Source organism: Bifidobacterium scaligerum, from assembly GCF_002802865.1.
GTDB lineage: Bacteria > Actinomycetota > Actinomycetes > Actinomycetales > Bifidobacteriaceae > Bifidobacterium > Bifidobacterium scaligerum.
The window spans coordinates 1-19,010 of the sequence record NZ_PGLQ01000002.1; the positions used below are offsets into that span (position 1 = coordinate 1).

Annotated in this window: 16 protein-coding genes and 1 tRNA gene; all 17 read right to left on the bottom strand. The window is 56.4% G+C overall.

All coding sequences use genetic code 11. From position 1 onward, the window contains the following. Nucleotides 1–3 precede the first annotated feature (3 nt). Nucleotides 4–77: transfer RNA gene (locus CUU80_RS03220), tRNA-Arg, on the bottom strand. A gap of 142 nt (nucleotides 78–219) precedes the next feature. After that, nucleotides 220–1,578 carry an ATP-dependent Clp protease ATP-binding subunit ClpX gene (gene clpX, locus CUU80_RS03225; RefSeq protein WP_100495962.1) on the bottom strand — a complete coding sequence of 453 codons (1,359 nt, stop codon included), beginning with the start codon at nucleotides 1,576–1,578 and terminating at the stop codon, nucleotides 220–222. Nucleotides 1,579–1,703: 125 nt separating this feature from the next. Beyond that, nucleotides 1,704–2,420, bottom strand: coding sequence for an ATP-dependent Clp protease proteolytic subunit (locus tag CUU80_RS03230; protein ID WP_100495963.1), 717 nt, complete (start codon nucleotides 2,418–2,420; stop codon nucleotides 1,704–1,706). Nucleotides 2,421–2,425: 5 nt separating this feature from the next. Beyond that, nucleotides 2,426–3,049 carry an ATP-dependent Clp protease proteolytic subunit gene (locus CUU80_RS03235; RefSeq protein WP_279324971.1) on the bottom strand — a complete coding sequence of 208 codons (624 nt, stop codon included), beginning with the start codon at nucleotides 3,047–3,049 and terminating at the stop codon, nucleotides 2,426–2,428. 116 nt (nucleotides 3,050–3,165) lie between these two features. Beyond that, nucleotides 3,166–3,549, bottom strand: coding sequence for a transcriptional regulator (locus CUU80_RS03240; RefSeq protein ID WP_100495964.1), 384 nt, complete (start codon nucleotides 3,547–3,549; stop codon nucleotides 3,166–3,168). Between the two features lie 37 nt (nucleotides 3,550–3,586). Next, on the bottom strand, nucleotides 3,587–5,059 hold the full coding sequence (locus CUU80_RS03245) for a chloride channel protein (RefSeq protein WP_165775814.1): 1,473 nt from the start codon (nucleotides 5,057–5,059) through the stop codon (nucleotides 3,587–3,589). Between the two features lie 177 nt (nucleotides 5,060–5,236). Further along, on the bottom strand, nucleotides 5,237–6,622 hold the full coding sequence (tig, locus tag CUU80_RS03250; protein WP_100495965.1) for a trigger factor: 1,386 nt from the start codon (nucleotides 6,620–6,622) through the stop codon (nucleotides 5,237–5,239). 54 nt (nucleotides 6,623–6,676) lie between these two features. Continuing rightward, nucleotides 6,677–7,978, bottom strand: coding sequence for an HRDC domain-containing protein (locus tag CUU80_RS03255; protein WP_100496361.1), 1,302 nt, complete (start codon nucleotides 7,976–7,978; stop codon nucleotides 6,677–6,679). Next, nucleotides 7,971–8,651, bottom strand: a complete 681-nt coding sequence (locus CUU80_RS03260) for a DUF3000 family protein (RefSeq protein ID WP_100495966.1) — start codon at nucleotides 8,649–8,651, stop codon at nucleotides 7,971–7,973. The genes CUU80_RS03255 and CUU80_RS03260 overlap by 8 nt, the downstream gene beginning before the upstream one ends. A gap of 136 nt (nucleotides 8,652–8,787) precedes the next feature. After that, a complete protein-coding gene (pflA, locus tag CUU80_RS03265; protein WP_100495967.1) occupies nucleotides 8,788–9,669 on the bottom strand; it encodes a pyruvate formate-lyase-activating protein in 882 nt (293 codons plus the stop codon). 255 nt (nucleotides 9,670–9,924) lie between these two features. Continuing rightward, nucleotides 9,925–12,300, bottom strand: coding sequence for a formate C-acetyltransferase (gene pflB, locus CUU80_RS03270; protein ID WP_100495968.1), 2,376 nt, complete (start codon nucleotides 12,298–12,300; stop codon nucleotides 9,925–9,927). Between the two features lie 262 nt (nucleotides 12,301–12,562). Next, nucleotides 12,563–12,763 carry a hypothetical protein gene (locus tag CUU80_RS03275; RefSeq protein ID WP_100495969.1) on the bottom strand — a complete coding sequence of 67 codons (201 nt, stop codon included), beginning with the start codon at nucleotides 12,761–12,763 and terminating at the stop codon, nucleotides 12,563–12,565. Nucleotides 12,764–12,864: 101 nt separating this feature from the next. Continuing rightward, nucleotides 12,865–14,562, bottom strand: a complete 1,698-nt coding sequence (locus tag CUU80_RS03280; RefSeq protein WP_100495970.1) for an NAD+ synthase — start codon at nucleotides 14,560–14,562, stop codon at nucleotides 12,865–12,867. A 61-nt stretch (nucleotides 14,563–14,623) separates the two neighbouring features. After that, the gene (locus tag CUU80_RS03285; protein WP_100495971.1) at nucleotides 14,624–15,775 is read right to left on the bottom strand and encodes a M20 metallopeptidase family protein; all 1,152 of its coding nucleotides are present in this window, start codon (nucleotides 15,773–15,775) and stop codon (nucleotides 14,624–14,626) included. Nucleotides 15,776–15,917: 142 nt separating this feature from the next. After that, nucleotides 15,918–16,604, bottom strand: coding sequence for a methionine ABC transporter permease (locus CUU80_RS03290; protein WP_100495972.1), 687 nt, complete (start codon nucleotides 16,602–16,604; stop codon nucleotides 15,918–15,920). Continuing rightward, the gene (locus tag CUU80_RS03295) at nucleotides 16,601–17,800 is read right to left on the bottom strand and encodes a methionine ABC transporter ATP-binding protein (protein ID WP_100495973.1); all 1,200 of its coding nucleotides are present in this window, start codon (nucleotides 17,798–17,800) and stop codon (nucleotides 16,601–16,603) included. The genes CUU80_RS03290 and CUU80_RS03295 overlap by 4 nt, the downstream gene beginning before the upstream one ends. Nucleotides 17,801–17,943: 143 nt before the next feature. Beyond that, nucleotides 17,944–18,915 carry a MetQ/NlpA family ABC transporter substrate-binding protein gene (locus tag CUU80_RS03300; protein WP_100495974.1) on the bottom strand — a complete coding sequence of 324 codons (972 nt, stop codon included), beginning with the start codon at nucleotides 18,913–18,915 and terminating at the stop codon, nucleotides 17,944–17,946. Nucleotides 18,916–19,010: the final 95 nt, after the last annotated feature.

The following is a 19,010-nucleotide window of genomic DNA, read 5'->3' on the forward strand; positions in this document are numbered from 1 at the left end:
GAGTGCGCGAGACAGGATTCGAACCTGCGACCTGCTGATCCGTAGTCAGCTGCTCTAATCCGCTGGGCTACTCGCGCATGTTGTCGTTCAAACAACTCGATTTATAATACACGTCATCTAGCTTCATGCAACTCAGTGTCACTTACGGCGTGTCCCCAGTAATATCAACGGTTTTTGATTATTCACGTCTATAACGATCGATCACTATTGCGCGAACATTCAGCGATGATCTGCGGAATGAGCCTCTGAAGCGTGCAGCATTTTGGGCGCTCCAATACCTTCTACCGCATCGCGATCAACCACCACTCGCACGATATCTTCCATACTGGGAAGGCGAAACATCGTATCCTGCAGCGTGTGCTCGATAATCGCGCGCAAACCGCGCGCGCCTATCCCCTGCCGTATGGCAGTGTCGGCTATCGTCCGAATCGCCTTGTTGGTAAACTGCAGATCCACACCATCCACGGCAAACAGCTTCTTATACTGCTTGATCAACGCATTCGTCGGCTTCGTCAATATCGCAGTCAAATCATCGGCCGTCAGCTCATGGAGCACGCTAATCACCGGCAAACGCCCGATGAATTCAGGGAGGAGTCCGAATTCGGAAAGATCATCGGCGTTGACCTGTTCCAGTAAATCTCCATCCGAGACCTCTTCCTGTTCCCAACGTGATGAGAATCCCGTTTCCCGCCGTCCCAAACGTTTGCGGACAATATCCGCGAGTCCGACGAATGCGCCGCCACAGATGAACAGCACATCTCGCGTGTCCATTTGCACGGTGTCTTGATCCTTGTGCTTTCGAGTGCCTTCCATCGGCACTGAAGCGATAGTACCTTCCAAAATCTTGAGCAACGCCTGTTGCACGCCTTCACCGGATACGTCGCGCGTAATCGAGGTGTTTTCGCCGGTTTTCCGGGCAATTTTGTCTATTTCATCGATATAGACAATGCCGTGCTGCGCTCTGGCGACGTCACCATCCGCGGCTTGCAACAGTCGCTGGAGCACAGTCTCCACATCATCACCTACATACCCGGCCTCGGTCAATGTCGTAGCGTCCGTGATGACGAATGGCACATTCATCACTTTGGCCAAGGATTGCGCCAGATAGGTCTTACCCACGCCTGTGGGACCGAGCAGCAGAATGTTTGATTTGGCTACTTCCACGCCAGCCAGCGGATCGTTGCGTTGCCGGTCGAGAGACGTCGCGCCGTGCACCGGCGATCCGGCAACGCCGCCATTGCCTTCGGACTGCGCCCAACGCGCCGCGGACTGGGTGAGCTCCATATTCACACGCTTGTAATGGTTGTACACGGCTACGGCCAATGCCCTCTTGGCGTCTTCCTGACCAACGACATATTGGTTGAGGTAGTCGAAGATCTGTGTGGGCTTGGGTAGGCTCAGCGCATTGACCTGCGCGTCTTTGATGCGCTCTTCCGAAATGATGTCCAAGCACAGTCCAATGCATTCGTCGCAAATGGAAGCGTTGGGGCCAGCCACCAGCTTTCTGACCTGATGTTCGGTTTTACCGCAGAACGTGCAACGTGGAATGTCTTCGTTGTAGCTCACCACACGTCCCATACACGTCTCCTTTGCCTGTGCGCAACGCGTTAACACCCTAATACCACAATACCCCCGGCCCAAGTGGTCCGGGGGTATTTCAGCAGTATGATGTGAACGTTCTCAATCGCCACCGATCATGACGATTACTGACGGTGCTCCAGCACCTCGTCCACCAATCCATATTCCTTGGCCTCAGGAGCTGTCAAGAAGGTATCCACTTCGATATCACGACGAATCTTCTCGACATCCTGACCGGTATGCTTGGCCAGCGTGTTTTCCAGCCATTCGCGCATGCGCAGCATTTCCTTGGCCTGAATTTCGATTTCCGTGGCCTTGCCGAATCCTTGATCAATAGCCGGCTGGTGAATCAGTACACGAGCGTTCGGCAGCATAAGCCGCTTGCCTTTGGCACCGGATGCAAGCAGGATAGCCGCAGCCGAAGCAGCCTGACCGAGGCATACGGTCTGCACGTCCGGCTTGATGTACTGCATGGTGTCGTAGATAGCGGTCATGGCCGTCATCGAGCCGCCGGGCGAGTTGATGTACATCATCACGTCACGGTTGGGATCCTGAGATTCAAGAACCAGCAGCTGAGCCATCACATCATCGGCCGAAGCATCATCAACTTGCACGCCCAAGAAAATGATACGATCCTCGAATAGACGAGAATAGGCATCCTGTGTTTTCATGCCGTACGGGGTCTTCTCCACGAACTGCGGCATAACGTAACGGTTGGAAGGCATTGCGGTACGCTGCACCTGCGCTTCGGCACGTAACGCGGCTGGCATGAAGCCCACAACCCCCTGACGGCCGGCCAGATGCTCGGCACGGCTTACGAACTTCGCTTCTTCACTTGCCATGGCTGTCACTCCCCCTTACGATCGTTGCCGATAGTGTCCGGCGTGGTCACCAGCTTGTCCACGAAACCGTATGCCAAGGCTTCTTCAGCGGTAAACCAGTGGTCGTATTCGTTGTCACGGTAGATCTCCTCAACCGTGTGACCGGTCTGTACCGCGGTCAGCTCGGCGAGGGTCTTTTTCATATCCATGATGAGCTCGGCATTGATGCGCACATCGGTAGTAGTACCGCCTATGCCTCCAGAAGGCTGATGCATCAGGACCCGGGCATGCGAAGTCAGATAACGCTTGCCAGGCGTACCGGAACTCAACAGGAACTGGCCCATCGATGCGCACATGCCCAGACCCACTGTAGCCACATCCGGCTCGATGAGCTGCATCGTGTCATAGATGGCCATGCCGGCAGTGATGGATCCACCCGGCGAATTGATGTACAGCCAAATGTCCTTCTTCGGATCCTCGGCGGCCAGCATCAACAGCTGCGCGCAGATGCGGTTGGCCATATCGTCCTTGACTTCCTCACCCATCCAGATGATACGGTCCTTCAACAGACGGTTGAAAATCGGGTCCACGGGGCCGGCCGATGCGTCTGCGCCCGCCATGGCCGGTAAGGTCGCAAAGGTATTGCTCACCTTGAATCTCCTTAACTTATAACTCGAACATTGTTCAGACTACCGCCTTGAAGCGACGGAAGACCACTTATATCCATGATTTCGGCGGCCAGCGTAGGAAAAATACGACTTACCGGTCATTCCATAGAGTCAAGCACATCATCGATCAGCAGACGCTCCTGCGCTTGATTGCCCACGTACTTCAATCTGGGAAAACGGCGCTCGGCATTGGCGGGACTGGCATCCGCCGCACGGGCCACATTCGATTTGCTCACACCTCGCGCCACGCTCTTTTCCGCAAGGCGGTCCACCAATGAGTCAGCGACTTGCCGCATCCGTTCCGCCACCCACAACTGTGCGATATCCTGACTCAGGCCATAATCTTCAGCCAGTTCACTCGATGCCTCCTGTATGGCCGCCCAGAGCACCATAAACGGTTTGCGGTAATATGCGATCTGCTCAGTCAACGGCTCATGTCCCAACGCTTCCAACGCTTTACGATCTTCGGCATTCACGGACATATGTAACTCCCCTCATTTTTCACGCATCGACAATGCGTTACCGCTGCGATCGAGTGAGCAGCCACTTCGAAACCAGCGCAGACACGGCTACGGCACATCCTACGGGCACGAAGAAAGTGATGGGCGATTCCGTCAATTCCATAACCAGACACATGGCCATCAACGGCGCCTGTTGGGATGCGGCCAACAACGCAGCAGCTCCAATCAGCGCGCATGCCGTTACCGAATCGACAGGAAAAGCAACTATCCATACAAGTCCCAGCAACGCTCCCAGTGTCGAACCCAATGCTATACCGGGTTGCAGCACGCCACCCGACGCACCGGAGCGAATGGTCATCAGGGTGGCGAAAGCCTTAGCTGCAAAAGTCAAAGCGAGTATGCCCGCAATCGCTCCCACGTGATTCATCGTCAGTACCGTGCCGGCATTGGGCGCGAATCCTGTTCCCCACCCATTGGCCAAGGAATCGATCCAAGAGTGGACTCCGGTTCCGGTAGAGGCCGTTCTACCGGTGGTGGAGATCTCATTCGCCAACAACGTCCACGGTGAAGCGGCAGTCGAGGCCTGCGATTGCACGGCACCGGAGTCGCCAGCGATTTGCGGAATAAAGGTGCTGAATCCAAGTTGCGCGGCGGCACGACCGTTCCCCATGACCTGAGGCACGAACACCGCCAACAGTCCGGTGATCAAGCCAGCCAAGGGCATCTGCCAGAGGATGCCCTTACCGTCAGGCTTATGAGATTCCGCCCAAGACGAGCCCTTTCGGAACAGTGCGCCTGCCGCGCCGCAAGCCATACCACACAGCAATGCGAACAGCATCAGACTAGGCGTTGATTCAGGCTGCATGGCGGTGATGTCATAAAACGTGTGGTGACCTTTGATCAGCGTTGCCGTGAACGCGGCCACCGAAGACATGCCGAGTCCGAATGCCGCTTTTTCCAAGGTCACATCAGCAAGCAGGATCTCTATTGCGAAAAACATGCCAGCCAACGGCGCATTGTAGACGCCGCCGAGGCCTGCGCCGGCTGCCACGGCAACCACCATATGCCGGTCGATGCCGTGCTCGGCGTCGAGATGGAACAGGTCGCAGAATCGTTGGGCAAGCATGGCACCCAGCTCGCGCGGGGCCACTTCTCGGCCGATGGAAGCGCCGGTGCCTACTATGAAAATCTGTAATACCACATGCAGCATGGTCTGCCAGATGGGCATTTGGGCTCCACTGACGGCCTTCTTGACCGACGGCACCCTGGTGGTCTTGGTACGTAGCAGGTACCAAATCACGCTCGCGAAAGTCAATCCGAGCGTCACCGAAATGACACGACGAACGGCAGGTACGCCGAATGGACCAGGCTGACCTGCACCCTCAACGTATCCCAGCATGAGTTTCTCAACACCGTAGAGCAACAGGGTCAGCAGACCAGCCCCTGCACCGATCAGCATTCCCAGTATCACGGTTGCGCCGGCAAGCCATCCCAAACGCCTAGCATTGGCGTTTCGCACAACGTTCCCCATCTCATCTCTCATTTCCTCTTTACCCTCATCGAGGGTATTGCAAAACATACCGGGGGAAACAGTCCCCTCATGCATCAGCGCTACGTACCAAACGAAAAGGCCCGGAACCATAATGGTCCCGGGCCCGACAATCACGACATCACACCTGCAGCTGGCAGATGCAACGGCGAATCATGCTCACTCGGCGTTCTCGGCCTTGTCCTCATCGGACTTGGACAGCTCGTCAGCCACAGCGGCAGCGGCGGAAGCAGCCTCCACGGATTCGGCTTCCTCATCCTCAGCAGCTTCACCGAGGAAGGCGGAGAGGTCAACGGCCTCGCCGTCAGCGGTGAACTTGACAGCGCGCATGCCGGCCAGCAGACCCTTGGAGCGGCCAACTTCCTGCACGGCGGAACCGAGCTGGCCGTTCTTGATGATGGCCTGAATGAAGGCATTCGGATCCATGCCATACTGCTGGGCGATGGAAGCGAGGAAGTTGAACACGTCGGCCTGAGAGACCTGGACATCCAGCTTCTCAGCCAGAGCGTCGAGTACCATCTGATCGCGCAGATCCTTCTCGACGGTCTTCTCGGCCTCGTCCTTCTGCTCCTTGGTGGCCTTCTCCGGATCCGGAGTCATGCCCTTGAGGTGCTCAGCGACCATGTTGGCCTTGACGCCCTTCGGCACCGGAATCTCCAGACCTTCCTGCAGCTTGGCGATAAAAGCATCGCGAGCCTCGGTGGCCTGACGGCCTTCGGCGTCCTGAGCGGCGGCCTTGCGAATGTCGGCCTTGAGCTCATCCAGCGTGTCGAACTCGGAAGCCTCGGAGGCGAACTCATCGTTCAGCTCCGGCAGTTCCTCGGCCTTCACGGAGTTGACCTTCACCTTGACGGTGGCCTTCTCACCCTCATGCTCGCCAGCTTCCAGCGTGCCTTCGAAGGTGGTCTCCTCGCCTGCGGACAGGCCGTCCAGAGCTTCATCCAGACCATCGAGCATGGTGTTGGAGCCCAGCTCGTAGCTCACACCCTCCTGAGAGTCAACGGTTTCGCCGTCGATTTCAGCAGTCAGGTCGATGTTGGCGAAATCACCCTTGGCGGCCGGACGATCGACACCCACCAGAGTGCCGAAGCGCTGACGCAGGGATTCCAGACGCTTGTCCACGTCCTCATCCTTGACCTCCGGCTTGGAGATGGCGATCTCCATGCCATCAAGCTCGGGCAGCTCGATATCGGGACGACGCTCGACGGTGGCGGTGAACTTCAGCTTGGTCTCATCCTTGGCGGAGGACGGCACATCCTGCACATCGAACTCCGGCTGGTCCATCGGACGAATCTTCTTCTCCTCCAGAGCCTTGGAGTACAGCTCCGGCACGGCGTCGTTCACGGCCTCGCCGGCGACGGCGGCAAAGCCGATACGCTGATCGATGATCTTGCCGGGCACGTGTCCCTTACGGAAGCCGGGCACGTTCACCTGCTTGGCGATTTCCTTACGAGCCTTGTCCAGATACGGGTCGAGCTCTTCCGGTTCAACGGTGACGGTGAGCTTCACCTTGGTGGGCTCGAGGTTACGAACGCTGATCTTCACGCTAATGACTCCTCAAAAGTCGTTATTTTCCTACAGTCTGCCGTTAGGCAACCTCTATATGATAACGCCACTTACGGACGGTGCAACTAGCTTCACCTGCCATTGTCTGGCTCCTTGCCCCCGTAGAAACTCTGCTATGTCCACTTCCTGCGGGTCTTCGAGCCAGCACAGGTTCCGCAATATCTGCGGCTTAAGCACTATTTCCGCCGGTGTTCTCGTATCCTGTGCGATTTGATTGACCACTCGGCGCACCCGTTGCAAACGCTCATATCGATCAGGATGCCGCTGCTCCCACAGTTTCATCGAACGAGGGGCATTGACTACACCACCGTCCGTCGGCTCCGGGGCTGGCATGCTTGGCCACTGATTCGGCTTCAAAGCCATGGCCCGATCGATTGCCAGCTTCCATACCTTCGGTTTCACGGCCCGCTGAATGGGAGCGTATCGCTCGAACATCTTGTCCTGCTCGGTGCCGGTACGAATACGCACGCGTTCGTTCAACGAGCGTAGTGCCCTGAATTGAGCGGCGTTGTGCGGCTTGGCCTGAGCAGCCTCGATAATCGACGAGTCCGTCAACAACAGGGTCGGGGCGATATCATACTGACGAGCAAGACGGTCACGTTCCTCCCATAGGGATTTCGCGATGGCAAGTCCTTGCGGATCCCGGCTTAATTGAGTGATGCGCGAAACCCTTAGCCAAGGAATCGGATGGGGCTTGCGTCCGGCAAGACCTTCTGCCAGGGCATAAGTGAATTCCTCCTGCGCCCACTCATCCTTTCCGTTTCGCTTCAAATCAGCACGCATCAAGGACTCAAGTTCAATGAGCACTTCTACATCAAGTGCCGCATAATTGCGCCAGTCTCGCGGTAGTGGACGATACGACCAGTCAGCTGCGGAATGCTCTTTGGCCAAGGTGATACCAAGATAATGTTCGGTCACGGCCGCCAACCCGAATCGGTGCAGGCCCAGCAGCCGCGCCGCAATTTCCGTATCGAACAACCGTTGTGGGGTCAGACCGATATCCGCGAAACCGGGAAGGTCCATCAGTGAATCGTGCAGAATCCACACCGCATCGCCAACGGCATTGTTCAATTCGTTCCAGTCCGCGCCTTCGCGGCTCAGAGCCACGGGATCCAACAGAGCTATGCCGGCTGACGACCTTTTGAATTGAATCAGCCAATCCTCATGCCCATATCGGAAACCGGACGCACGTTCGGCATCAGCCGCGAGCGGACCATCCGACATGGCCAACGTCTCGCAATACCGGTGGTAGCCATCCAACGTAGAGATAACGTCAGGCACTCCCCCTCGGGGTTCCTTGAGCAGCCGGGGTTCGGTGTCACGGACGTCACTCAACGTCATGTTCCTCCTGTGGGCGAACGGTCGATTGAATAAAAGCGGCCCACGAATTCACTTGTGTGCCGGCGTCCATCGTAGCGCCCGCCCCGGTCCCGTCAAGTGGAGTCCACGATGCACGAATCTCACAGCCGGCATGTGGCTCGCCACCAAGGTTGCCGAATGCCGTATTGCTGGTCACCGTCACCGTACCGGCAAGAGTGCCCGGTTCAGCCCGGCCGATAATGAAATCTCGCATTGACTCCCATATCATGGAGGGTGTCAACGCATCGTTCTCCACCACATCAAGCGGCAACTTTGCAAAGGCCACGCATCGCCAACATGAGTCCCATTCCTCCCGTGGCTTGCGCGCATACAACAACATCAACCATCCTGCGGCCGGGTACACATTGCATTGCCCCCGAAAGTCCGCACCTATGTCACGAGCGGCATCCGTCATCGCGCATGACGTAACTTCAAACTCTACGCCGATACCGAAATCCGCCAATGTAGCAGGCACAGGAATCTCGCGGTAGATCACACCATCGCGATGTGGCATGACTCTAACGGATTCAACGGCAGACCACATTACGTCCGGCACACCATGAGGACGTACAAGGTGCTGCGGCTTGCCAGCTCCATCGCCGGATCTCATTGCCGCAGCCCCCGCTGGAAAAGCGAAGATCTCAGCCATAGTTACAAGGCTAAGGTCAACACGCCGGAAACACGGTATTCACGCGCGGGAGTCAAACCTTTTCCTGCGCGTGAACCGTATGCCATGCTCACTTGAGCCGAGGTACCAACGTCGGTATCGGTGCGGCTCAAGATATTTAGTAGACGGTGAAACCGTGATCCTTGAACTGATTGGCCACACGTTCACGAGTGGCGGCGTTCGGCCCTTTCTGATTTTCGAGCGGATATGGAATACGTAGCTCATGCCACTTCGGCCGGCCAAGTTGGTGGAATCCAAGGACATCGATATGCTCCACGGCATCGCCAAAGCTTTCGCAGATTCTGGCTACGTTCTCGACATTCTCCTCGGAGTCAGTAAGGCCTGGCACGAGCACGAATCGCACCCAGATCTTCTTGCCGGCCTTGGCCAGACGCTGGCCAAAATCGATAGTGGGCTGAAGTAGACCGCCGGTGACCTCGTGATACGTCTGCTCATCACCGGACTTGACGTCGAGCAGACACAGGTCGATGTCGTCAAGCATCTCATCGGTGTAATTGGTGTTCAAGAATCCGGAGGTGTCAAGACAGGTGTGCACACCCATCTCCTTAGCCGCATGGAAAACACGCGAGACAAAGGCCGGTTGCATCATAGATTCTCCACCCGAGAACGTAATCCCGCCATGCGTAGCCTTGAACAGGTCCTTATATCGATCGACCTTCTTGATCATGGCATCGAGGTATACGGGCTTGCCATCGCGCATTTTCCACGTATCCGGATTCTGGCAGTATTGGCAACGCAACGGACATCCGGACATGAACACGGTCATACGTGTGCCGGGTCCATCCACGGAAGTGTTGATATCCCATGAGTGAACAAAGCCGATGTCTCCGGACTTCAAGGCGGCAATACGATCACGACGATCGAGTCCTATAGGTGATTCAAAGCCGGACAGACCTCCCATAAGAGTCTGCGAGGCGTACGTCTTGGATTCACGCAACATATGGCGTGTTGTGGTGCGGAACTGGCTATCGGGCATCATTGTCCTCCTGTTCCCTCAAGTGATGCTGTGACTTGTTGGTTCCTGATGAATGCATGATCGGTATCCGGAAACCATGCGGATACCGTTATAACGTGTGTATGCTCCTCCCGATGCTTGTTATATCGATGTGAGGCAACGGCAACGCATCCGAGCGGCACCATGGCAAATGCCATAGGTTCGAGAGGCAAAGGGAAGGGGTGGGACGAATCCCACCCCTTCATCGTTCTACCGTGTTTACACGGTCATCGGCTGGAATCAGTCGGTGACAGCGCCCTGGTGGAAGGTACGGGAGATGACGTCGAGCTGCTGCTCCTTGGTGAGCTTGACGAAGTTCACCGCGTAGCCGGAGACGCGCACGGTCAGGTGCGGGTACTTCTCCGGGTGCTCGACAGCATCCTCCATGGTCTCCTTGCGCAGCACGTTGATGTTGGCGTGGTAGAGGCCGTGACCGTTGCCGGCGTCGAGGATGCCGACCAGGTTGCCGATGCGCTCTTCCTCATCGCGGCCAAGGCCATCAGGAGTGATGGTGTTGGTCAGCGAGATGCCGTCGAGAGCATCGTTGTAGTCGATCTTGCCGACGGAGAACATGGACGGCAGCATGCCGTGGGAGTCCATGCCGTTCTCCGGGTTGGCGCCCGGAGCGTACGGGGTGCCCTTCTTGTGGCCGGACGGGAAGGAACCGGTGTTCTTGCCGTACTCGACGTTGGAGGTGATGGTCAGGATGGACTGGGTCGGAACCGCACCGCGGTAGACCGGCAGGCGCTTGACCTGGCCCATAACCGTGGACACAACCCACTTGGCGATGTCATCGGCGCGATCATCGTCGTTGCCGTAGATCGGGAACTCGCCGTCGGTACGGTAGCCGACGACCAGATCGTCGTCAGCGCCCTCGACGTACTCGTACTCGTGACCTTCGAGGTTCTTGGCCTCGGCGTTGGTGATCGGGTACACCTTGGCGTACTTGATGGCGGCCAGGGAGTCGGCTGCGATGGACAGGCCAGACATACCGCAACCGAGGGTACGGTACACTTCCTTGTCGTGCAGAGCCATCTCGATGGACTCGTAGGCGTACTTATCGTGCATGTAGTGGATGATGTTCAGGGCCATGACATAGGTCTCGGACAGCCACTCAAGAGCCTTCTCGTAGTTGTTCTTGACCTTCTCGTAGTCCAGGGAGCCATCGGCTTCCGGCTTGATCGGATCGATGACGCCCTTGTCGATGACCTGCATGCCGGTCATCTCATCACGGCCGCCGTTGATGGCGTACAGCAGAGCCTTGGCGGAGTTCACACGTGCGGCGAAGAACTGCATCTGCTTGCCCACACGCATCGGGGAGACGCAGCATGCGATAGCGGCGTCGTCGCCCCAGTGGGAACGAATTTCCTTGTCGGACTCGTACTGGATGGCGGAGGTATCGATGGAGATCTTGGCGCAGAAGCGCTTGTAGCCTTCCGGCAGCTTCGGATCCCAGAAGATGGTGATGTTCGGCTCCGGGCCAGGTCCAAGGTGCTCAAGGGTCAGGGTGTTGAGCAGACGGAAGGAGGTCTTGGTGACCAGCGGACGGCCGTCATCGCCGAAGCCGGCGTCGGACCAGGTCGCCCAGTACGGATCACCGGAGAAGATGGCGTCGTAATCCTTGGTACGCAGGAAGCGCACGATACGCAGCTTCATGACAATGTTGTCGATGAGCTCCTGAGCGTCGGTCTCGGTGATCTTGCCGGCCTTCAGGTCACGCTCGATGAAGCAGTCGAGGAAGGCGGAGTTACGGCCGAAGGACATTGCGGCGCCGTCCTGAGACTTGATGGAGGCCAGATAGCCCATGTAGGTCCACTGCACGGCTTCCTGAGCGGTCTGTGCCGGACGGGTCAGGTCGAGGCCATACTCGTTGCCGAGGTTGATGAGCTGCTTCAGGGCCTTGATCTGCTCGTCGTGCTCCTCGCGGAAGCGGATCCAGTGCTCGATCTCCGGCTCGGTGAAGTCGTTGCGGTACGGCACAGAGTCCTTGTCACGCTTCTTGAAGGCGATCAGCTTGTTGACACCGTACAGGGCCACACGACGGTAGTCGCCGATGATGCGGCCACGGCCGTAGGCATCCGGCAGACCGGTGAGAATCTTGTTGTGGCGAGCGATCTTGATCTGCTTGGTGTAGACGCCGAAGACGCCATCGTTGTGGGTCTTGCGGTACTTGGTGAAGATCTTCTTGATCTCCGGATCCGGCTCCTTGCCGGCCTCGCGAATGGCCTGCTCGACCATACGCCAACCGCCGTTCGGCATCATAGCGCGCTTGCAGGGCACGTCGGTCTGCAGACCGACGATCACGTTGTCAACCTCCGGGGAATCGATGTAGCCAGCCGGGAAGGCGTCGATGCCAGCCGGGGTGTGGGTATCCACATCGTAGACGCGCTGCTTGCGCTCTACCGCCAGGTAGTTGTCGTCGAGGTACTTCCACAGGTGCTTGGTCTTCTCGGTGGCAGGTGCCAGGAAGGACTCATCACCCTCGTACGGGGTGTAGTTCTTCTGGATGAAGTCACGGACATCAATATCCTTCTGCCAGTTGCCCTCGGTGAAGCCTTCCCACGCCTTTGCGTCAAGCTCCTCCTGGGAGACGGCTGCATTTTCTACTGCGGTCATGTCACTCCTTTAATGGGGTTGTTGGTCTCGCATCTTCACGGAACCATTGACTCTTAGTGTAGTTTGCCCATCCTTGGGAAAAGCTGAAATAATGAGTGAACTATCTCACATTCGGCTGTGAACGTTACCATGTCAACGGTTCCGCGACCATATTCGCAGCGATTCACCGCAATTCCTGGCTCGTTGCAGCACTCGTCATATGAAAAACCGTCCATGCACAGGTGTGCATTTGGACGGTTTCCCATTATGTGGCATTATCAGCTCAACGGTGGTAGCGGTCACCGTTCCACTGGCGATCCTGCTCCTCCCACTTGGCATTGCGGTCCACTACTATGTCCCAAGCGTGTTCGGCATCTTCCTTGGTCTTGTATGGACCCATACGCTGCTCGATGGGCGAAAGCGGCCCGAACTCGGCCTTGCCTTTGACCGTATTGAAGTACCACTGCTTGTCGTTGTCAGCCATGTCCCGGCTTCCTTTCCAAATGTGGATCGATATTGATACAGCCTGTTCGCCAATTGCACACGTCATACACGCGGGTTGAAGACGAGTCGCAACGAAAACGACTATTCGCGGAATGCGTTAGTTACCGGCAGACGACGGTCACGCCCGAATGCCAGGGCGGTGACCTTTGGTCCGAGCGGATACTGACGTCGCTTCCATTCGGCGCGATCCACAAGTCGCATCACCGTATCTACGGTAGCTTCGTCAAAGCCGTCGGCGAGCAGGTCGGCACGTCCATGAGCATGTTCGATATATGCGGCGAGCACTTTATCGAGCAGAGCATACTCGGGCAACGAGTCAGAGTCCTTCTGACCAGGACGGAGCTCTGCGGAAGGTGCCTTTTCGATGGAGGAAACCGGAATCATCACACCGTTCTTCAGCGGTACGCCCGAGGAACCGTTTTCATTGCCCACAATATTGAGACCACCGATGCCTACGCCTGCAGCCGCAGCCTTGTTGCGCCAACGGCTTACCTCCCAAACACGTGTTTTGAGCAAATCCTTAATGGGCGCATATCCGCCCACGGCATCGCCATAAATGGTGGAATAACCACAAGCCAACTCGGACTTATTGCCGGTGGCCACCGCAAGCAGACCACGCGAATTCGAACTGGCCATCACGATCACGCCGCGAATACGAGCCTGCAGATTTTCGGCAGACACGCCTTCAAGATTCAACTGCTTCTGGTAGGCATTGAACAATGGTTCGATGGGTTGCACTTCGTAATGGGCACCGATATTGGCGGCGAGATCAGCGGCATCATCCTTGGAGCCATCCGAAGAATACATGGAAGGCATGGAGATGCCCCACACGTTCTCTCCCCCGCACGCGTCGGCAGCCATGGCGGCCACCAGCGCCGAGTCGATGCCGCCGGAAAGACCGAGTGTCACACCCGTGAAGTGGTTCTTGGTCATGTAGTCCTTGAGACCAAGCACACAAGCGGTATAGATCTCCTCATCCTTATCGAGTTCAGGCACGATCAGCGCCTTGCCTTGATGGTCAGCAGCCGAATCGAAGTCCCAGAAGGTGAGATCCTCCATAAACATGGGACTGCGTTCGAGCAATTCACCATCGGCGTCCACCACGAAGCTACCACCGTCGAAAACAAGATCGTCCTGACCACCGACCTGATTCAGATAGATGACCGGCGCATTGACCTCGGCGGCGCGCCGCTGAGCAAGTTCGAAACGCGTATGAGTCTTGCCTTCTTCATACGGTGACCCATTGATGGTCAGCAACACGTCAATGCTCTTGGTAGCGAGGTCAGCCACCGGGCCACCATCCTGCCAGATATCCTCGCAGATGGCCACACCGATGCGAGCGCCATTCATCTCCAATGTCACCGAGCGGTCACCGGCACTGAAAATACGGAATTCGTCAAAGACGCCATAGTTAGGCAGGAAGTGTTTGTCGTAACCGGCCCACACCACGCCTTCATGCAGCACCACCAGACGGTTGCGTGGCTTGCTGGTGGTATGGTCGGTGCCTACCGTGCCCACGACTACAAACAGTTCGCCAAGTCCTTCGGCGTTAAGCTGCGCGGCCAGTTCGTTGGCCTTGTCCCATGCGGCTTGGCGGAACGTGCGTCGCAGCGCCAAATCCTCAATTGGGTATCCAGTAAGCGTCATTTCCGGGAAAACCACCACTTGAGCGTTGCCCTGAGCGGCTTTACGGGAAAAATCGAGCACTTTGGCCGCATTGGCATCAAGAGCGCCGACGCAGGTATCTATCTGAGCGAGTGCAAAGCGTAGCTGTGTCATGATTCCCCAGTGTAGTGCGTTGTCTCGGCGTGAACCGTACGCACGCGTGCCACAAGGCACATTAACTCAGCTCATGCAGTACTCGCAAAGCGGCATTGACATAGAAGTTCACAAACGTCGGAATCGATTCGTCCAATCCCACAAAATGCGGACTATGCCAGTCAGCGCAGCCTTCCTGACCGTTGGAGCCGACGAAGGCGAAGACCGGCAACGTCACCTTGGCAAACTCGCAGAAGTCCTCCCCCGCCATCGATGGACGAATCGGCTCCAGTTGCGCATAATCATGCACATCCGCTGCCACGACCTTAGCCAATCCTGCGTCGGAGGCCAATGGATCCTGGAAATCATCCCACATCACATCCGCGCTAATGCCATAGGCCTGCGCAGTATGCTCTACGATTTCCCTGAAGCGGCGTCCTACCAGATTGCCGTCCTCTTTATGGAAATACCGCACCGTACCCTGGAATCCAGCTTCAGCAGGCACCACATTCCATACATCGCCGCCATGCACTTCGGTAACCGAAAGCACCAGCGGATGGAATGGAGTCACGTTACGGCTCACAATGGTCTGTAGAGTCAGAATCATGGTGGCCAACGCCTCAATCGGACTCGTACCTTTGTACGGATACCCTGCATGCGAACCGGACGCATGAATATCCACACGGAACTTCACACATCCGGCCATCATCGGCTCGACGCCGATAGCCAGTTGTCCGGGAGCGTAATTGGGATTGTTATGCGTGCCGATGATGGCTTCCACATCGTCCACCAAACCGGCGTCGATCATTGCACGCGCTCCCTGTCCGGTCTCCTCACTGGGTTGGAAGAGGATTTTGATGGAACCGGCGAATGCGTTGCGATGTTCCGCTAGCCAGAATGCGGCTCCAAGCAATCCGGTCATATGCAGATCATGGCCGCAACCATGCATTACACCATGGTTCACCGAGCTGAAGGCAAGACCAGTGTCCTCCACAATGGGCAGGCCGTCAATATCAGCTCTCAGTCCGATGCGTGGACCTGGCCCGCCTTGTCCTTCGATAAGCCCCACCACGCCGGTTTCCATCGGGTTGGGCAAGATATCGATACCATGCGCCTTGAGCTGGTCAGCAAGATAAATACTGGTGTCGAATTCTTTGAAACTACGTTCTGGATGAGCATGCAGATAATGACGTATGGAGATGAGTTCGGGATCGAGGTCGATATGTTCACACATGGTTGCCGATTCTAGTAAGACCGATGAAAAGTGCATGAATACGCTCATATTGTGCGAGGATCTTCCGCCGGCAGTTCAACGGAAGATCCTCGGTGAAGCGGTGACGTATCGCATTTATACGCTGCGCAATATTATTGCTGGATTATTGCTGGCGTTTGAGCAGCCGCTTGGCTATGGCATTGGCGAGGCCCTGCACCACCTGTACCAGTACGATCATGATGATGACCGCTGTCCAAGTGACCGTCTGGTCAAACTTCTGATAGCCGTACGCGATGGCGAAGTTACCGAGACCACCGCCGCCGATGTACCCGGCCATGGCGGACATGTCAAGTACACCGATGAATAAAAAGGCATAGGCCAGAATAAGCGGTGCAAGCGCCTCAGGAATAAGCACTGTGCGGATGATGGTCAATTTGCTGGCGCCCATTGCCCGGGCCGCTTCGATCATGCCTGAATCAACAGGCACCAGATTCTGTTCAACCAATCGAGAAGTGGCGAACGTGCACATGACGACCATCGGGAAAATCGCAGCCACCGTACCGATGGAGGTACCGACCACGACGATCGTCAACGGCTGCATGGCAGCAAGAAAAATGATGAACGGAATAGGTCGCACGATATTGACGATGATGTCGAGAACACGATAGACTACGGCGTTCTCGAACAGATTGCCTGGACGGGTACCGTAGAGAATCACGCCGAGTACCAGTCCGAGGAAACCGCCGATTACCAAGGTGACCAGCACCATTGTCAGCGTCTGTCCTATGGACTGGAACAGCAGTGGCTTCAAAACGCTCCAGTCGCTACGCGGATTGGCCAGAACAATCATGCCTGCGCTCCTTCAGTGGTTTCTGATGTATGGTGACCGTCATTACCGTCAACGTGTCGGTCGTTCACCGTCACATGTTCCGCCGGCGCATATCCGGATACGGCGTCGGCATACGATACCGGATGACGGGCGGTACCGAAATCAATGACGTCACTGTGCTCGGCAAGTTCGGCAAGGAATGTATCCACTTGTGCATCGTCACCGGCGAACTCATAGGTAATGGCACCGATTGCAGAGCCACGGACCGTATCGATGCCGCCGTAGAGCAGGTTCGACGCAATGCCATGCTTGGCAATGAGACCGGAGATGTTCTGGCCGGAAGCCGGCACCTTGCGGCCATGCTCATCACTGACGTCTTTCTGTCGTATAAGCACGGTGACGATACGACCCGGCCATTCGCCATGCAGTCTCTCGACTCGGTTTTCCTCCGGTAGTCCGGAAAGGGCGGTGGCGATGAACCGCTTGGTGACCGGCTGCTGTGGAGCGGCAAATACGTCGTATACATCGCCGGATTCCACCACTCGACCCGCGCTCATCACTGCAACACGGTCCGCAATCTGTTGGACCACATTCATCTGATGGGTGATGAGCACAATGGTGATGCCGAATTCTTTGTTGACACGTTTCAGCAGTGCAAGCACTTCAGTGGTAGTCTCCGGGTCGAGGGCGCTGGTGGCTTCATCAGCGAGCAGTATCTCCGGATTGGTGGCCAACGCTCGTGCGATGCCTACACGTTGCTTCTGACCGCCGGACAGTTGCGAAGGATATTTGTCCGCATGCTCGCTCAGACCCACAAATTCAAGCAATTCTGCTACACGACGGTCCTGATAGTCCTTGCGCCAATGATCAAGCTGTAACGGATAAGCAATGTTCTGCGCCACGGTTTTGGTGGAGAACAGATTGAACTGCTGGAAAATCATGCCGATTTTCTGACGAATGGGCCTGAGCTTGGCTTCGCTCAAAGAGGTGATATCAGTGTCCAGCACATGCACCGAGCCGCTGGTGGGACGTTCCAATGCGTTGATGAGACGCACAAGCGTGGATTTGCCGGCACCTGAATAGCCGATGATGCCGAAAATATCACCTCGATTGATGGTCAGGCTTACATCATTCACGGCGCGGGCCAAGCCTCCCGCATGTCCGCGGACTTTGAATTCCTTGACCACATGATCGAACGTAATGATGGGGTCGCTCATGGGTTCTCCCTGTGTATTGTCATTGATTGGCTGACGTCATGATGCCGGACGGAGGGAAACCTATATGCTTCCTTCCGTCCGGCACGGTTAGCTGTATGGATTGGTATAAGTGCTACTGTATGCCGGACCTGCCGACGAAAACACTACTGGGCCTTGGCATCCTTCTCGATATCCGCAAGGAAGCCCTGTAGCTCCTTGGCGCTGAACTTATCGGCGAAGACCGCCGTACCGCCAGAGTTCTCCTGAAGGGCATCAAGCACATCCTTCTCATGGAAGATATCGACAAGCTTCTTGTAGGTCTCGTTGTTCACGTCCGCCTTACGAGCCACCCACACGTTGATGTACGGACGGGCTTCTTCGGATTCAGCATCGTCCTGATAAATGGCATCCTTCGGATCGAGACCTGCATCAGCTACATAGTCGTTGTTGATGACACCGGCGGCGATAGTCGGATCCTTCAACGTCGTAGCCACCTGCTCGGCCTTCAGCGGGGTCACCTTGACTTTGCTCTTGGCTTCGTCGATGTCGGCCGGAGTAGAGAAAGCCGTCCAGTCACCCTTAAGGGTCACAAGGCCAGCAGCCTTGAGCACACCGATGGCTCGGGCCTGATTGGTTTCATCGTTCGGGATGGTGACGGTGTCACCCTGCTTGATGTCGTCAATGCTCTTGACCTTGGTGGAATATACACCGAGCGGGTAGATGGCGGTGCCGCCGATGGGCTGAAGATCCTTGTTGTTACTCACATTGTAGTTAGCCAGATAAAGCAGGTGCTGGAATTCATTGAGATCCAATTCACCGGAATCCAGTGCAGGATTCTCGGAAGTGTAATCCTGGAAGTCGACGATATCTACATAGATGCCGGCCGCTTCCGCCTTCTGCTTGAACTTGACCCATTCCGGGTTGGTTGCACCTACCACACCGATCTTGACCGGATTATCCTTGCTGCCCTTGGCCGCGGCCTCATCGGCACCGGCGAAAGCGCGATAGCCAAAGAATGCGGCCACGGCGATAATGGCTACCACTACAACGGCAATAATCGTATTGCGCAAAGTGTGGTTCACACGTACCGGTTCGTTGTTGTTGGCCGGGGACGCCGGCTGGGTTGCTGTTGTCATTGGATTTCCTCTCTCTCCAAAAATTGTTGACGAGTAACACCGTAGCGTGCTCGGACCGGTCATACGGCGAAAAAAGGGCAAATGCCATATAGGTG

Excerpts from the sequence above, each read along its gene's own strand:
- clpX (WP_100495962.1), bottom strand. The coding sequence starts at position 1,578 with ATGGGACGTGTGGTGAGCTACAACGAAGACATTCCACGTTGCACGTTC.
- CUU80_RS03230 (WP_100495963.1), bottom strand. The coding sequence starts at position 2,420 with ATGGCAAGTGAAGAAGCGAAGTTCGTAAGCCGTGCCGAGCATCTGGCC.
- CUU80_RS03240 (WP_100495964.1), bottom strand. The coding sequence starts at position 3,549 with ATGTCCGTGAATGCCGAAGATCGTAAAGCGTTGGAAGCGTTGGGACAT.
- CUU80_RS03245 (WP_165775814.1), bottom strand. The coding sequence starts at position 5,059 with ATGGGGAACGTTGTGCGAAACGCCAATGCTAGGCGTTTGGGATGGCTT.
- CUU80_RS03260 (WP_100495966.1), bottom strand. The coding sequence starts at position 8,651 with ATGGCTGAGATCTTCGCTTTTCCAGCGGGGGCTGCGGCAATGAGATCC.
- pflA (WP_100495967.1), bottom strand. The coding sequence starts at position 9,669 with ATGATGCCCGATAGCCAGTTCCGCACCACAACACGCCATATGTTGCGT.
- pflB (WP_100495968.1), bottom strand. The coding sequence starts at position 12,300 with ATGACCGCAGTAGAAAATGCAGCCGTCTCCCAGGAGGAGCTTGACGCA.
- CUU80_RS03275 (WP_100495969.1), bottom strand. The coding sequence starts at position 12,763 with ATGGCTGACAACGACAAGCAGTGGTACTTCAATACGGTCAAAGGCAAG.
- CUU80_RS03280 (WP_100495970.1), bottom strand. The coding sequence starts at position 14,562 with ATGACACAGCTACGCTTTGCACTCGCTCAGATAGATACCTGCGTCGGC.
- CUU80_RS03285 (WP_100495971.1), bottom strand. The coding sequence starts at position 15,775 with ATGTGTGAACATATCGACCTCGATCCCGAACTCATCTCCATACGTCAT.
- CUU80_RS03290 (WP_100495972.1), bottom strand. The coding sequence starts at position 16,604 with ATGATTGTTCTGGCCAATCCGCGTAGCGACTGGAGCGTTTTGAAGCCA.
- CUU80_RS03295 (WP_100495973.1), bottom strand. The coding sequence starts at position 17,800 with ATGAGCGACCCCATCATTACGTTCGATCATGTGGTCAAGGAATTCAAA.
- CUU80_RS03300 (WP_100495974.1), bottom strand. The coding sequence starts at position 18,915 with ATGACAACAGCAACCCAGCCGGCGTCCCCGGCCAACAACAACGAACCG.